Annotated in this window: 14 protein-coding genes; 1 reads left to right on the forward strand and 13 read right to left on the reverse strand. The window is 36.9% G+C overall.

Features of this window, described 5'->3' with window-relative positions; translation table 11 throughout:
* Window positions 1-55: 55 nt before the first annotated feature.
* From phoR to I6L50_RS28725, 8 genes are all read right to left on the reverse strand, one after another.
* On the reverse strand, window positions 56-1,819 hold the full coding sequence (phoR, locus tag I6L50_RS28690; protein WP_219303646.1) for a sensory box histidine kinase PhoR: 1,764 nt from the start codon (window positions 1,817-1,819) through the stop codon (window positions 56-58).
* Window positions 1,812-2,531, reverse strand: coding sequence for a two-component system response regulator PhoP (phoP, locus tag I6L50_RS28695; protein ID WP_002015484.1), 720 nt, complete (start codon window positions 2,529-2,531; stop codon window positions 1,812-1,814). The genes phoR and phoP overlap by 8 nt, the downstream gene beginning before the upstream one ends.
* A gap of 164 nt (window positions 2,532-2,695) precedes the next feature.
* Complete coding sequence (locus I6L50_RS28700) at window positions 2,696-2,932, reverse strand: hypothetical protein (RefSeq protein ID WP_012261807.1); 237 nt, start codon at window positions 2,930-2,932, stop codon at window positions 2,696-2,698.
* A 95-nt stretch (window positions 2,933-3,027) separates the two neighbouring features.
* Complete coding sequence (locus tag I6L50_RS28705) at window positions 3,028-3,501, reverse strand: MaoC/PaaZ C-terminal domain-containing protein (RefSeq protein WP_002015489.1); 474 nt, start codon at window positions 3,499-3,501, stop codon at window positions 3,028-3,030.
* 216 nt (window positions 3,502-3,717) lie between these two features.
* The gene (gene mdh, locus I6L50_RS28710) at window positions 3,718-4,656 is read right to left on the reverse strand and encodes a malate dehydrogenase (RefSeq protein WP_002034284.1); all 939 of its coding nucleotides are present in this window, start codon (window positions 4,654-4,656) and stop codon (window positions 3,718-3,720) included.
* A gap of 19 nt (window positions 4,657-4,675) precedes the next feature.
* Window positions 4,676-5,968, reverse strand: coding sequence for an NADP-dependent isocitrate dehydrogenase (gene icd, locus I6L50_RS28715; RefSeq protein WP_002088934.1), 1,293 nt, complete (start codon window positions 5,966-5,968; stop codon window positions 4,676-4,678).
* 160 nt (window positions 5,969-6,128) lie between these two features.
* Window positions 6,129-7,277 (reverse strand): citrate synthase, encoded by a 1,149-nt coding sequence (gene citZ, locus I6L50_RS28720; protein WP_002015492.1) that lies wholly within the window; start codon window positions 7,275-7,277, stop codon window positions 6,129-6,131.
* A gap of 386 nt (window positions 7,278-7,663) precedes the next feature.
* On the reverse strand, window positions 7,664-8,125 hold the full coding sequence (locus I6L50_RS28725) for a DUF441 domain-containing protein (protein WP_002112200.1): 462 nt from the start codon (window positions 8,123-8,125) through the stop codon (window positions 7,664-7,666).
* A gap of 420 nt (window positions 8,126-8,545) precedes the next feature.
* On the opposite strand from I6L50_RS28725, the gene ytvI reads away from it, so the two are divergent.
* The gene (ytvI, locus tag I6L50_RS28730) at window positions 8,546-9,664 is read left to right on the forward strand and encodes a sporulation integral membrane protein YtvI (RefSeq protein WP_219303648.1); all 1,119 of its coding nucleotides are present in this window, start codon (window positions 8,546-8,548) and stop codon (window positions 9,662-9,664) included.
* 474 nt (window positions 9,665-10,138) lie between these two features.
* Here ytvI and I6L50_RS28735 read toward each other — a convergent pair whose 3' ends face one another.
* From I6L50_RS28735 to accD, 5 genes are all read right to left on the reverse strand, one after another.
* Entirely contained in the window at window positions 10,139-10,528 is a 390-nt protein-coding gene (locus I6L50_RS28735) for an FxsA family protein (RefSeq protein ID WP_002088939.1), read from the reverse strand.
* 231 nt (window positions 10,529-10,759) lie between these two features.
* Window positions 10,760-12,517: a pyruvate kinase gene (gene pyk, locus I6L50_RS28740; RefSeq protein ID WP_002088940.1), complete on the reverse strand. Its 1,758-nt coding sequence runs from the start codon at window positions 12,515-12,517 to the stop codon at window positions 10,760-10,762.
* Window positions 12,518-12,570: 53 nt separating this feature from the next.
* The gene (gene pfkA, locus I6L50_RS28745; RefSeq protein ID WP_000821164.1) at window positions 12,571-13,530 is read right to left on the reverse strand and encodes a 6-phosphofructokinase; all 960 of its coding nucleotides are present in this window, start codon (window positions 13,528-13,530) and stop codon (window positions 12,571-12,573) included.
* Between the two features lie 128 nt (window positions 13,531-13,658).
* The gene (gene accA / locus I6L50_RS28750; RefSeq protein ID WP_219303650.1) at window positions 13,659-14,633 is read right to left on the reverse strand and encodes an acetyl-CoA carboxylase carboxyl transferase subunit alpha; all 975 of its coding nucleotides are present in this window, start codon (window positions 14,631-14,633) and stop codon (window positions 13,659-13,661) included.
* A complete protein-coding gene (gene accD, locus I6L50_RS28755) occupies window positions 14,621-15,490 on the reverse strand; it encodes an acetyl-CoA carboxylase, carboxyltransferase subunit beta (RefSeq protein ID WP_002015500.1) in 870 nt (289 codons plus the stop codon). The genes accA and accD overlap by 13 nt, the downstream gene beginning before the upstream one ends.
* Window positions 15,491-15,580: the final 90 nt, after the last annotated feature.

The raw sequence follows: 15,580 nt of genomic DNA on the forward strand, positions 1-15,580 counted from the left end.
AGCTTTATTAATATTTAATTAAGCCATTGTTAATATATTGTAAATATCCTTCATCCTATTTTTCAGTAGCTGATTTTGGTAAAACAACTGTAAATGTTGTTCCTTCCCCAACCTCACTATCCACCGTAATCGTACCTTGATGCGCTTCAACTAAATGTTTTACAATTGATAAACCAAGACCCGTTCCACCCGTATTTCTACTTCTTGCTTTATCCACTCGGTAAAAGCGTTCAAAAATACGTGGAATTTCCTCTTTACTAATACCAATTCCAGTATCAGATACTTTTATATAAGCATTATATTTATCTTCTGCCAATTCAACAGAAACAACGCCTCCAGCCGGTGTATATACAATCGCGTTATTAATTAAATTAATAAAGATTTGTTTCAAGCGGCCTGGATCTCCAATAACGGAAACTCGTTTCAATCCATTCACTTGTAAAGAGATTTCTTTTTCACCCGCTTTATTATCAAGCACCATGTGAATGTCTTCAAGAATCCCCTTCATATCAACCGTACCCATATTTAATCTAAACCCTTGCTGCTCGATTTTTGACAAATCTAATAAATCTTCAATTAATCCTTGCATGCGCTCACTTTCTTTTAAAATGATATGTAAGAAATGTTCGCAGAATTTTTTATTATCCATCGCTCCGTCCAAGAGTGTTTCTGAAAAACCTTTAATAGAAGTAATCGGTGTCTTTAGTTCATGAGAAACATTCGCTAAAAAGTCTTTTCTTATTTGTTCTAATTTCTTCAGCTCAGTAATGTCATGGAATACGAGAACAATCCCTTTCCACTCATGGTTCGTCCCAATAATTGGCGCTCCATATACTTCGAAATGCTTTCGCTCAATACTAAGTGGCAATAACATTTGTTTACGCACTTTCACTTCTGTCATAAAAATTTCTTCCACAAGCTCAATAATTTCCGTATGGTGAAATGATTCATAATATAAACGGTCTAAATATTCTTCATCTGTTACGTGGAAAGTCTCCTTATAAGAACGGTTTACAAGGTTTATATAACCACGGCTATCAATTAAAATCATTCCACTTCCCATATTTTCAATTAATGTGTGCAAACGATCTTGTTGCATTTCTTGTTCGAGTGTCATCTCTTGTAAATTACGAGCTAAAATATTAATTGCTTTACTCAGCATTCCTGTTTCATCCGAATGACTTTCATATGCACGCGCTTTATAATTACCCTTCGCTAATTCAATCGCAACTTTCGTAACTGATTCAATCGGCCTAATATATTGTCCTGTAATTTTGACACCTAGGAATACAACTACAAGACAAGCAATGACAAATCCGATAATTAATAATCCCCACGTTTTTTGGTGAACGTCCCTCAAAGTATCAATTGTACTTTTCACCAAAATGTATCCTTGTTTCCCTTCTACATCCTGGACGAACACAGCATGATAAAATTCATTCTTTTGATCTGTTTCTTTCGTAATGACTTTATTTTTTTTCTTTGCTGTTTCGGAAGAAAGTTCTTTAATCATCTCTTGACTAAATGCAGATGGTTGCCCTCCGCTATATTGAACTTTCTTTTTTTCATCAACAAATATAATAGAAGCTGGTATTTTTTCTTCTAACTTTTCAAATACATAAGGCTTTTTTAAAACAGCATCAAACCCTTGCTCTTCTGCTAATACCGCAACATACTGTGTCTCTTTTATCATTCTCTCTTTAGCATGATCTATATAGTAGTTTTCAAATACAGTTTCTAATAATACACCTAGTCCAACTAAAATAAAAACGATAAGAGAAACAAATGTAAAAAGAAGCCTGGAACGAAACTTATTCATCCACTTTTGGCTCCTCTAATTTATAACCTAAACCACGTATCGTTTTAATGTACGTCGGTTTTTTCGTATTTTGTTCAATTTTATCGCGCAAATGGCTAATATGGACATCAACAATTCTTGTATCACCGGCAAAATCATAATTCCATACAGCACTTAATAATTGGTCACGAGTTAATACACGACTTTTATTTTTCGCAAGATAAACAAGTAACTCAAATTCTTTCGGTGTTAATTCCAGTTTCCTTCCTTGGAAGTACGCTTCATAAAACTCCGGTAAAATTTTAAGCTCTGCAATTTTGATGCTCTCTTCATCTGGCGATTCTGAAACTTGTTCTTCCTGCTGTAATTTCGTACGGCGCAAAATCGCCTTCACACGAGCAACAACTTCCCTTGGACTAAATGGCTTCGTCATATAATCATCAGCCCCAAGCTCAAGACCTAGCACCTTATCAAATTCATCATCTTTTGCTGTTAACATTAAAATCGGCGTCATAATACGCTGCAATCGTAATTCTTTACAAACTTCCATACCATCCATTTTTGGAAGCATTAAATCTAATATAATTAAATCTGGGCGTTCTGTAGTCGCTTTTTGAAGCGCCATTTCTCCATCCATTGCTGTAATAACTTCAAACCCAGCTTGTTGTAAATTAAATTCAATTAAAGTTAAGATAAATTCCTCATCATCAACTACTAAAATACGATTGTTCATTCTTTTCCTCCAAGTTATAGACTTGAAACCTTCTTCATCCTAGTATTTTCCCCGTTATTCTCATCATACTAGAAAACAAGGTCTCCCTCAATATAATTGTCTATTCATGGAGCTCGTTTGTACTAGAGTTTCGGAAAATAAAAGCAATCGTAACTTCATTCCCTCTATCCGGTCGCTATCCAAACTTTATAGATGAATCTATCTTTTTTAAATTCTTCTTCCGTATGAACTATAAACTCTCGATTTTGCGCTAGGAAAAACGAAAGAGCATACGCTATTTTATAATCTGGTGTTTCATATCCATCAAATACTTTCCCGTACATTTCATTCGCGATTGAATCGGCCCATACTTCAGCTTCTCTTATCGTTTCAAAAATAATGTCTTCCCTTTCCCATTTCACAGTTATATCACCCTTTCCAAACAAAAAGTAGCGCTAGCATACCCTTAATAAGAATATGACTAACGCTACTTTTATATCATTCTAACTTTCATTTTTTAAAAATTATCTAATGCTTTTTCCATAATGGAAACAGATTTAAAAGGTGGTGTTACTGTTAATGAACCTTTTACAACAGTTTCTCCTTTTTCATCATGAGCAAATACAAGCATATCAATTGTATGTTCCTCCTCTGAAACAGCCACAACTTCAAAGTGGATTTGTAACGTTTCATAATGGTGAACATGTTTCACGAACGTAAGGTCCTTCCTAGTAATATGACTACCTGGACCTGGTAAATATTTCGTAACCGCCGTTGTAATCAGCCCCGTTAGCATAATGCTTGGGACAATCGGCTTTTCATACGGAGTTTGGGATGCGTAATCATGCTGAATATATAATGGATTGGCATCATTCGTTAACCCTAAGTACAATAACAAATCTTTATCCTCAATTTTTTCAGTGATAGATAATTTCTCTCCTACTGTAATTTCATCCATTCTACGACCAATTTGAACTTTTTTCTTTAACATGTTACAACCCCCCCCGATTTTTTCACCTTATTATCCTACTAAAAGCGATACCTTATCCGAAATTTACTGTGATGAGGGCAATGTATAGTATAAGTCTATAGTTTCATTATAGGATACACCAAATGATAGCGTTTTCATATTATTTCAAAAAAACATTTCAATATATAGTAGAAAAAGATTCGGGGCCCCGAATCTTTTTCCACTTATATTTAATTATTAAACAAGAACTTTCATAACGTTACGTACAGATTCTACAGAGCGATCTAACGCTTCTTTCTCATCTGCAAGAAGTTCTAATTCAATAATTTTTTCAATTCCGTTACCACCTAGAATTACTGGTACCCCTAAGTAAAGGTCACTATAACCATATTCACCTTCAAGGTACGCAATAGCCGGTAATACACGGCGTTGATCTTTTAAGATTGCTTCTGTCATTTCAACTAAAGAAGCAGCTGGTGCGTAATATGCACTACCGTTTCCTAATAAGCCTACAATCTCACCGCCACCTTTACGTGTACGTTCTACGATTGCTTCTAAACGCTCTTTTGGAATTAATGTTTCTAACGGAATGCCACCTGCATAGGAATAGCGTACAAGAGGTACCATATCGTCACCATGTCCACCAAGAACAAATCCTGTAATGTCTTTCACAGAAAGGTTTAACTCTTGTGAAATAAATGTACGGAAACGAGCTGTATCTAATACGCCCGATTGACCGATAACGCGCTCTTTCGGGAATCCTGCTTCTTTAAATACAGAATATGTCATTGCATCAACTGGATTTGTTAATACAAGAATAATCGCATTTGGTGAATGTTTTGCAATGTCGCGCGTAATACTTTTCATAATTTTAGAGTTTGTTGCTACTAAGTCATCACGGCTCATACCAGGCTTACGCGCAATACCTGCTGTAATAACGACAACGTCAGAATCAGCAGTATCTGCGTAATCAGATGTACCAATAATGTTAGCATCAAAACCTTGTACTGGGCTCGCTTCTAACATATCTAACGCTTTCCCTTTTGTTGGATTTTCCAGCTGTGGAATGTCCACTAATACAACATCTGCAAGTTCTTTTTGTGCTAATAAGAATGCTGTTGTTGCTCCTGTAAATCCTGCACCGATGACTGAAACTTTCTTGCGTTTGATTGTCATAATTTACCCCCCGCTTTAATTATGCGTTTTTGATTATCGCTACATCCATGTTTTTAATAAGTTCATTAGCGAACTCAGAACATTTCACTTCTGTTGCACCTTCCATTAAGCGTGCGAAATCATAAGTTACTACTTTTGATTCAATTGTTTTCTCAACTGAATCAGTTACTAAATTCGCAGCTTCGTTCCATCCTAAGTGCTCTAATAATAATACACCAGAAAGAAGAACTGAAGATGGGTTTACTTTATCTAAACCTGCATATTTTGGAGCTGTACCATGTGTAGCTTCAAAGATAGCATGTCCAGTCACATAGTTAATGTTTGCACCAGGTGCAATACCAATTCCACCTACTTGTGCAGCAAGTGCATCAGAGATGTAATCTCCGTTTAAGTTCATTGTTGCAACAACATCAAACTCACGTGGACGAGTTAAAATTTGTTGTAAGAAGATATCTGCAATAGAATCTTTTACGATGATTTTCCCAGCCACTTCTGCGTCTGCCATCGCTTTATTCGCTGCATCTTTTCCATCTTTTTCAACAATGCGATCATATTCAGCCCAAGTAAATACTTTGTCGCCGAATTCTTGTTCCGCTACTTCGTAACCCCAGTTTTTGAAAGCACCTTCTGTAAATTTCATAATGTTTCCTTTATGAACTAATGTAACAGAAGAGCGTTTTTCGTTAATTGCATATTGAATTGCAGCGCGAACAAGACGCTTTGTCCCTTCCTCTGAAATTGGTTTAATACCAATCCCTGATGTTTCTGGGAAGCGGATTTTATTAACACCCATTGCTTCTTTTAAGAAAGCAAGAACTTTTTCTGCTTCTGGAGAACCTTGTGCATATTCAATTCCAGCGTAAATGTCTTCTGTATTTTCACGGAAAATAACCATATCAGTATCTTCCGGACGTTTTACAGGTGAAGGAACACCTTCAAAATAACGAACTGGACGTAGACATACATATAAATCTAATTCTTGACGAAGCGCTACGTTTAGAGAACGAATACCACCGCCAACTGGAGTTGTAAGTGGACCTTTAATTGCGATTAAATATTCACGAATTAAATTTAAAGTCTCTTCTGGTAACCACTCGCCTGTTTGGTTGAATGCTTTTTCCCCTGCAAGCACTTCTTTCCAAACGATTTTCTTCTCACCATCATAAGCTTTTTCAACTGCTGCTTCTATTACGCGAGATGCTGCAGCCCAAATATCAGGACCAATTCCATCTCCTTCGATAAATGGAATAATCGGATTGTTTGGTACATTCATAACACCATTAGTTACAGTAATTTTTTCACCTGTTGTCAATGTGATAACCCCCATGTTTGAAATTTCATATGTATGAAACTGAGGGAATAACCCCTCAGTTCAAACCGTTAGTCAAATTTAAATATTCTAATCATTACATCTTCCCAAAAAAATCAGACTTTTGAAAGCGTATTTTCACTATCAAAATAGTGTTTTTCGCTTATCGTTGCGCTAGCGGAACGTACACTTGATGTGTCGGTCCATCATAATCAGCACGCGGACGGATTAAACGGTTGTTTTCATATTGTTCTAGAATATGAGCTAACCAGCCTGACATACGGCTAATTGCAAAGATAGGTGTAAATAAGTCATGGTCAATTCCTAAACAATGGTATACAGAAGCTGAATAGAAATCAACATTTGGTGGAAGACCTTTTTCTTTTGTTACAATGTCTTCAATTTTGATAGACATATTATACCATTTGTCTTCTCCTAAAAGCACGCATAATCTCTTAGACATTTCGCGTAAGTGTTTCGCGCGTGGATCACCATGCTCATATACGCGATGACCAAATCCCATAATTTTCACTTTATTTTGAAGAGCATTATGAATATATGATTCTACATTTTCTTCTTCGCCAATTTCAGTTAACATCTTCATTACATTTTCATTTGCCCCGCCGTGAAGAGGACCTTTTAATGCACCGATTGCTGCTGTAATACCAGAATACACATCTGAAAGTGTAGCTACGCAAACACGTGCAGTAAATGTAGAAGCGTTTAACTCATGATCGGCATGAAGTACAAGTGCCTTATCAAAAGCCTCAATTTCAACTTCATTTGGCTCACGATCATTTAACATGTACAAGAAGTTTGCAGCTAATGATAGATCTTTTCTTGGCTCAACAACATCTAAACCTTTGCGAATTCTTGCATAAGCCGCAATTAAAGTTCCGACTTGAGCCTGTAATTTAACCGCTTTCAAATAATTAGACTTTCCATCCATTATTTCAGCGCTCTCATCATATAATGATAGCATGGAAATCGCAGTTCGTAAAACCGACATTGGGTGCGCGATTTTTAAATCTACTTGTTTCAAATATGTTAAAATCTCACCTGGTACTTTATAGTATTCAGATACTGTTCCACTAAATTCCGCTAGTTCTTTTTCGTTAGGAAGCTTGCGGTGCCATAATAAGTACACTACTTCTTCGAACGTAGCATTCTCAGCTAAATCATCAATATTATACCCAACATAAGTTAATGTATCATCAATAATAGAGCTCACAGATGATGTTGTTGCTACTACCCCTTCTAAACCTCGAATAACAGTCATGACATTCTCTCCTTTTCCTGAAAATTCTCCCAACCTTGCTCCTTATATCTATTTGCTCCCCTTATAAATTATGAACGCTCGTTCACTCTTTAGGCAAGCAAAATGCACGTTCATGCAAATTTATTGCGATGTTCCCCTCTTATTGTCCATTGCTTACATGGAAAGCATGAGCGTGAATGTCTCCCCGAATCCTCACGCTCAGAACAACAAGTTAGTGAGGAAAATGAATTCCGAAGAGTTTATGATAAAAACAACATAAAACAATATCATTATAAAATTGTTTTATGTTGTTTTTATTTTATCTGGTGTAAATTCTCTGCTGTTATGTAACTTTTCAAAGTTTCTAATCCTATTATAAACAATTATCTGACTTTTGTGAACAGAAAGAATTCAAAAATTTTATATTACTATAAAATTCCTCATTTAAACATCTGTATAATACTCATAACTGCATAGGCAATTCCAGCCCCAATTAATGGACCTACAGCAACTCCATTAAATAAAGCTACAGCTATAATTGTCCCAAAAACAAGTGCGGTTGTAATATGTGGGTCCGTCGTCAATAATTGTACGCCGCCTTTCGCTAACAAAGCGACCGCCACACCTGAAGCTAAAGCAATCCATGCATAATACGATTTCGCTGCTTCTCCGAGTTGTTTAAAGCCTATTTCTCCTGTCGCAATCGGTACGAGCACCGCTATTGTAATGACTGTTACACCAAGGTTAATCCCTTTCGTTTGTAGATAAGGAAAGACTTTATCTCCTAAAAACGTAAACTTCAATAAAAATAACACTCCAACAGCTACAGTAAGCGATTGGTTTTTAGCAATTAGTCCTATAATAAGTAGTATGAATAAAAATAACGTTGACTGACTAATCATGATTACACTTCCTTTCTGAAAATAATGAACTCGCTTCCAAACAAAAATACCTTTAAACCTATCGTTATACATGCTATATCGATGTATATGCAACAATAACCACTTCATTTTTTTCATATTTTAAAATGACAAACTGAAACTCTAACCATCAAAAATTTAAGCATGTATACATTTTTAAAAACGGTCGTCTCTCCTTTCTTTTCTATTAAGAAAAAGGTAAAATAAAAAGAAGAGAAAATGAAGTTTTTACCATATAGTAGAAGCATCAACACCAAGCTTTTCCGGTCACTCATATACTGAAAAGGCAGGAAAAATCCATCATTCCACTATAACATAAAGTGAAACTTTGATCAGTGAATCTCACTAGTTATAAGTTGAACGAATTAGGATAATCCAAATTGGAATGGGAGGTATACATCTTTGAACCGAAACTTACTATATATGATATTACGACTCATATTTGTCATTGTAGCAACGGTAGTTGGGTTCTATGCATTGCTGTACATGTCAGGCCTTATCTACCCTTTTATTATCGCTTTTGCATTCGCTTATTTGATTAATCCTGTCGTCAATTTCCTTAATCAAAAACTACAATTCCCTCGCGCATTAGCGGTACTCATTAGCTTAATTCTCGTATTCGGAGCTATCGTTGGACTTGTTACATACCTTGTAACTGAAGCAATATCTGCCACAACGTACTTACTACAAATTGTTACAGTAAAGTTTCCAGATATCGTTGCATTCGCCCAACAATTTGCACTTAATCATATTATGCCTCTCTATGATGATTTAATCTCTAAATTTAATCATCTCGGAGAACCACAGCGATACACTATTACACAAAACATTCAAAACTTAGGCACCGAAGCAACGACACAAATGAAAGAACTTTTAACCGCCATTATAAGTGGGTTAACAAATTTCATTAGTGCATTACCAACAACTTTAACTGTCCTTGTCTTCGTCTTATTAGCCACCTTCTTCATTAGTTACGATTGGCACCGTCTTGCTCATAAAGTAAGAAAACTTCTACCTAATCGTTTGCATGGATACGGAAAAACTATTTTTGTCGATTTAAGAAAAGCTTTGTTTGGTTTTGTTAAAGCGCAACTTACACTCGTATCTATGACAACTATCATTGTACTAATCGGCCTTTTAATATTACGCGTGCCATACGCAATTACTATCGCGATTATTACAGGGGTTGTAGATTTACTCCCGTATTTAGGAACTGGAGCCGTATTCGTTCCTTGGGTTATATACGTATTTTTCACAGGCGATACTGCATTCGCCATCGGTCTTCTCATCCTATACATCGTCGTGATTGTCCAAAGACAAATCATGGAGCCAAAAGTACTTTCATCTAATATTGGACTAGATCCATTAGCGACACTCATCGCTCTATTTGTCGGCTTTAAGCTCTTTGGTTTTTTAGGATTAATCATCGGTCCAGTCATATTAGTACTACTTAATACATTACACAAAGCTCATGTATTCCACGACTTATGGAAATTCATTAAGGGTTCACCATCAAAATAATATTTCCTAATTCATACACAATAAAAAATCAACTGTAATCAGTGGGAAATTCCCACTGATTATTCACTGTACTTTTTTGTACTACCTACATCTATAAGAGAATTTCCTAAAAAAGGATAACCCTCTTATTTTTTTGCATGAAAACGCATATTTTAGGGGAAAAATACATTTTTATTCTATATATTTCATAATTATTACTTACATTTATTACTTTTTATGTAAATGAATAAATATACAAAACAAGGCAGGTGAACCCTTTAATCAGTAATTTTTCTTCTCCTGTCTAACTTCTGCTCACTAGTCGAATCTTATTACAAGCAAAAAACATCATCCTAATGTAACACTTTTCATTCACAAGAACCCTCTGCATCCTATCGCTTAATAACTAACAAAAATCCAACCCGAGCAGGAAGCTAACAATTGACTATAAATAGCAAATTAAAAAATAACGCGTAGATCGCTATAATCTACGCGTTATTTCTGAACAATAATAGTAGTTCTCTTTCTAAATTTCCAATCAATCCACTTCATAACAGCCGGCTTCAATAAAGCCCTCGTTATAGGAACAACAAAGATAAAACCTATTATATCCGTCACATATCCAGGCAGTACTAAAAGAATACCTCCTACGAATATAAAAATACCATCTAGAACCGCATCACCCGGCATTTCTCCTCTATTTAACCTAAATTGAATCTCTCTAAGTACTTTAAACCCTTGTCGTTTCGCCAAATATACACCCACAATACCCGTAAATACAATCATAGCGAACGTAGACCATAAACCTATTACATGACTCGACCCTATTAACACCGTAATCTCAATCGCCGGCACTAAAATAAGTAAGAACAGTAACCACTTCATAGCTCGCACTCCTTCACATTTCATTTAAAAGGTTTGAAAGTATCACCCTTGCAAAACCCCTTATAAGCCCCTTAAAACGCCCATACAAGCTTCATAAAGGACAAATAACCCTCTTCCACTAAACGTTATAATAAACGTTTTTCAAAGCGATTTCAGGTATTTAAAGCTATCTCTATCCTTTTTTGTGTAAAAAAAAGAGAAGGACTCCGATCCTTCTCTCCGTATTACTTCTTATAGCACTTCCGCATGTCCATTATAAACAATTCCGCGTGCTGCATCAACTGTTACTTCTTGGCCATTTTTTAAAGTTGTTGTTACGCCGTTTACACCAACGATAACAGGAATACCGATTGATACACCTACAACAGCTGCATGGCTTGTTAGACCGCCTTCTTCTACAACTAGAGCAGCAGCTTTTTCAATTGCAGGAATCATATCTTTATCTGTGCTTGTTGTAACAAGGATATCACCTTTGTTTACGTTCGCTACAGCTTCAGCAGCTGTTTTCGCTACAACTACTTTACCTTTTGCAGATTTACGACCGATCCCTTGCCCTTTAGCAACTTTTTCACCAACAACGTGGATTTTCATTAAGTTTGTTGTACCAGTTTCAGCAACTGGAACACCAGCAGTGATTACTACAGTATCTCCAAGTCCGATTAGACCCGCATCCATACCTGTTTGAATTGCCGTATCTAACATTTCGTCAGTAGAAGCTGCACGTTTCTCAGACATAAATGCTTGAACACCCCAAACAAGTGCAAGACGACGTCCTACTTGCTCGTCAGATGTTACAGCTACGATTGGAGATTTCGGACGGTATTTAGAGATCATTTTCGCAGTATGTCCACTTTCTGTTGGAGCTACGATTGCAGCTACATCAAGAGCAAGTGCTGTATGCGCAACAGATTGGCTAATTGCATCTGTAATTGTTGGAGTGAACTCTTTAATGCGTTTTTTGAACATATCTTCGTATTGTAATGATTTTTCAACACGTACTGCAATGTTCGCCATCATTGTTACTGATTCTACTGGGTATTGACCCGCTGCAGTTTCACCAGAAAGCATGATTGCATCTGTGCCATCGAAGATTGCGTTTGCTACGTCACTTGCTTCCGCACGAGTTGGACGTGGGTTACGTTGCATAGAATCTAACATTTGTGTTGCAGTAATAACTGGTTTGCCTAATACGTTACATTTTTTGATTAGACGTTTTTGTACTAATGGTACTTCTTCTGGTGGAATTTCTACACCCATATCACCACGAGCAACCATTAAACCGTCAGAAACTTCTAAGATTGAATCGATGTTGTCGATACCTTCTTGGTTTTCGATTTTCGGTATAATTTGGATGTATTGAGCGTTATGCCCTTCTAATAATTCACGAATTTCTAATACGTCAGATGCTTTACGTACGAAAGATGCTGCGATGAAATCAACTTTTTGCTCGATACCGAAAACGATATCTTGCACGTCTTTTTCAGTGATACCAGGAAGCTTAATGCTTACGTTTGGTACGTTAACACCTTTTTTATTTTTTACAGTTCCGCTGTTTAATACTTTTGTACGGATGTTTCCGTCAGCTTTCTCGATTACTTCTAGTTCGATAAGACCGTCATCGATTAGAATACGAGAACCTGGATCAACATCATCATAAAGACCAGCATAAGATACAGAGAACTTCTCTGCAGTTCCTAATACTTGTTCAGTAGAAAGAATTACTTCTGCACCTGTTACAAGCTCAGCTTGTCCGTCTACGAAGTCGTGTGTACGGATTTCTGGACCTTTTGTATCAAGTAAGATACCAACTGTTTTACCAGTTTTCTTTGAAGCTTCACGAATATTTTTAATACGAGCTCCATGCTCTTCATGGCTACCATGAGAGAAGTTTAAACGAGCAACGTTCATACCCGCTTCCATTAATTGCTCTAATTTCTCAATACTTTCACTAGCAGGACCTATAGTACATACAATTTTAGTTTTACGCATATTGCACCTCCGAAAATTATGAAACCGTTCCCAAATACAAGGCATTAAGCCAATTAGATAGATAATTCTTTAGATAATTGATACATATCTTTATCGATTGTATGCTTTTGAGCTAACGCTTCGATAATGTCATGATCAACAAGTTTATTATTTTGAATACCAACACAACGTCCGCCATTACCAGCAATTAATAATTCAACTGCTCTTGCGCCAAGACGACTAGCTAATACACGGTCTTGTGCACTTGGTGATCCACCACGTTGTACGTGACCTAATACAGTTACACGAGTATCAAAGCTTGTTGCTTCTTCAATGTGCTTACCGATGTCAATTGCACTTCCAACACCTTCAGCTACAACGATAATACTGTGCTTTTTACCACGTTCACTACCGCGTTTCAGACGAGCGATAACATCATCCATGTCATACTTCTCTTCTGGAATTAAGATAGTTTCTGCACCATCAGCTAAACCAGCCCATAATGCGATATCTCCAGCGTGACGTCCCATTACTTCGATAACATATGTACGTTCATGAGATGTAGCTGTATCACGGATTTTATCAATTGCATCAATAACAGTATTTAAAGCTGTATCAAAACCAATTGTGAAGTCTGTTCCAGGGATATCATTGTCGATTGTACCTGGTACACCTACACATGGGAATCCTTGCTCAGTTAATTTTTTTGCGCCTTGGTACGAACCATCTCCACCAATAACGACAAGTCCTTCAATACCATGTTTCTTTAATTGCTCGATTCCTTTTAGTCGTACTTCTGGGTCTTTAAACTCAGGACATCTTGCTGTATATAATTTTGTACCACCACGGTGGATAATATCGCCAACAGAACCAAGTTCTAATTTTTCAATATGACCAGAAATTAAACCAGCGTATCCATGGTAAATACCATATACTTCAATATCATGGAAAATCGCTTTACGAACAACTGCACGAATGGCAGCATTCATACCAGGTGAATCTCCACCACTTGTTAATACACCAATACGTTTCATTTGTACTCACCTCATAAAGATTATTTGCCTTATAATAAAATAACACGAAAAAATACAAAAACACAATGGAGAAGATGTGTCTTTTCATAATAAAAACGTGCATTCGCGAAGAGGAACGCACGCTTTTCTTATTTTATCCCAATGGAAGCGTTTGAAAACGAAACTTGCCCAATTTTCATATATTTTTCATAACGTTTTTCGATTAATTCATCTTTCGAAATTCCGCTTAATTGTTCAAAAGTTTTCTTAAGCATTAAATCTATATTTTCTGATTGTTTCAAAACATTGCGATGTGCTCCGCCTTTTGCCTCTGGAATAATTTCGTCAATTACACCTAATTCTTTCAAATCTAATGCTGTAATTTTCATCGCTTCTGCAGCTTCTTTTGCTTTACCAGCATCTTTCCAAAGAATCGCCGCCGCACCCTCTGGTGTAATAACAGAATAAGTGGAATTTTCCAGCATATGAATGTAATCTCCTACTCCAAGACCTAACGCACCACCGCTACCACCTTCACCGATAACGATACAAATAACAGGTACAGTTAAACCCGCCATTTCAAATAAATTACGGGCAATTGCCTCACTTTGTCCACGTTCTTCAGCTGCTTTACCAGGATAAGCTCCCTTCGTATCGATGAAACAAATAATGGGACGACTAAACTTTTCCGCTTGTTTCATTAGACGCAGTGCTTTTCGATATCCTTCTGGATGAGGCATCCCAAAATTACGACGAATATTTTCTTTCGTATCTTTTCCGCGTTGGTGCCCAATTACAGTTACGGGCATCCCCTTATATTTCGCAATGCCGCCGACAATCGCTGCATCGTCGCCAAATAGGCGATCTCCATGACATTCAAAAAAATTAGTAAATAAGTGCTCAATATAATCGAGCGTTGTCGGTCGTTCTGCATGACGAGCAATTTGAACACGGTCCCATACTTTCATATTGCCGTATATATCTTCCTCTAGTTTTTCTAGCTTGTCTTCCAAAATACGAATCTCCTCACTGAAGTCCATCTGGCTGTTTTTCGTATAGTCTTTCAGTTCACGAATCTTATTTCTTAGCTCAACAACTGGTTTTTCAAATTCTAGCTCTGCCATACAGCCATTTCCCCCCCTTGATGAACTTCTAAAATCTTACGGAGCGATTCTCTCATATCATCGCGATGCACCACCGCATCTAATTGACCGTGCTCTAGTAAAAATTCTGCCGTTTGGAAATCTTCCGGTAGTTTCTCACGCACTGTTTGTTCAATTACGCGTCTACCAGCAAATCCGATAAGTGCACCTGGCTCTGCAAGATTGTAATCACCAAGTGAAGCGAAACTCGCTGAAACCCCGCCCGTCGTTGGGTGAGTCATAACAGAAATAAATAACCCTCCTGCATTACTATGCTTTTTCAAAGCTACGCTTGTTTTTGCCATTTGCATTAAACTTAATATCCCTTCTTGCATACGAGCACCACCCGAAGCAGTAAAGATAATAAATGGAACTTGTAAGTCGTATGCCTTTTCAACCGCACGGGCAATTTTCTCTCCTACAACAGAGCCCATGCTACCCATTCGAAAACGAGAATCCATTACTGCAACAACAACAAGCATGTCATCAATTGTTCCTTCACCAGTTACAACCGCTTCATTCAATTTAGTCTTCTTACGATCGTTTTCTAGTTTCTCTTCATATCCCGGAAACTCAAGTGGATTTAGTGAAACCATCTCTTTGTCATACTCACGAAATGAACCTTCGTCCAATATACTATCAAGGCGTTCCCATGCATTCATCGGATGATGATATCCACAATTCACGCATACTTTTAAATTTTTAAGAAGCTCTTTCGTATACATGATTTTTTTACATTTCGGACATTTTGTCATAACGCCATCTGGTACATCTTTTCGTACTTGTTCTGAAGGTATTGCAGCGTACTTTTTCTTTTTCACGAATAAATCTCTTAGCACAATTTGACCCCCTTCATTGAGAGCTAAGGTTAGCGTAAGAAGAAAATGGGGCTAACACCAATGTTTGATGTTAGCCTTATCTTCTCAATC

It is taken from the genome of Bacillus sp. FDAARGOS_1420 (assembly GCF_019344915.1).
GTDB lineage: Bacteria > Bacillota > Bacilli > Bacillales > Bacillaceae_G > Bacillus_A > Bacillus_A mycoides.

Bases quoted from the DNA above. Each gene is read 5' to 3' on its own strand.
- phoR (WP_219303646.1), bottom strand. From the start codon at position 1,819: ATGAATAAGTTTCGTTCCAGGCTTCTTTTTACATTTGTTTCTCTTATC.
- phoP (WP_002015484.1), bottom strand. From the start codon at position 2,531: ATGAACAATCGTATTTTAGTAGTTGATGATGAGGAATTTATCTTAACT.
- I6L50_RS28705 (WP_002015489.1), bottom strand. From the start codon at position 3,501: ATGTTAAAGAAAAAAGTTCAAATTGGTCGTAGAATGGATGAAATTACA.
- mdh (WP_002034284.1), bottom strand. From the start codon at position 4,656: ATGACAATCAAACGCAAGAAAGTTTCAGTCATCGGTGCAGGATTTACA.
- I6L50_RS28725 (WP_002112200.1), bottom strand. From the start codon at position 8,125: ATGATTAGTCAGTCAACGTTATTTTTATTCATACTACTTATTATAGGA.
- I6L50_RS28735 (WP_002088939.1), bottom strand. From the start codon at position 10,528: ATGAAGTGGTTACTGTTCTTACTTATTTTAGTGCCGGCGATTGAGATT.
- pyk (WP_002088940.1), bottom strand. From the start codon at position 12,517: ATGCGTAAAACTAAAATTGTATGTACTATAGGTCCTGCTAGTGAAAGT.
- pfkA (WP_000821164.1), bottom strand. From the start codon at position 13,530: ATGAAACGTATTGGTGTATTAACAAGTGGTGGAGATTCACCTGGTATG.
- accA (WP_219303650.1), bottom strand. From the start codon at position 14,633: ATGGCAGAGCTAGAATTTGAAAAACCAGTTGTTGAGCTAAGAAATAAG.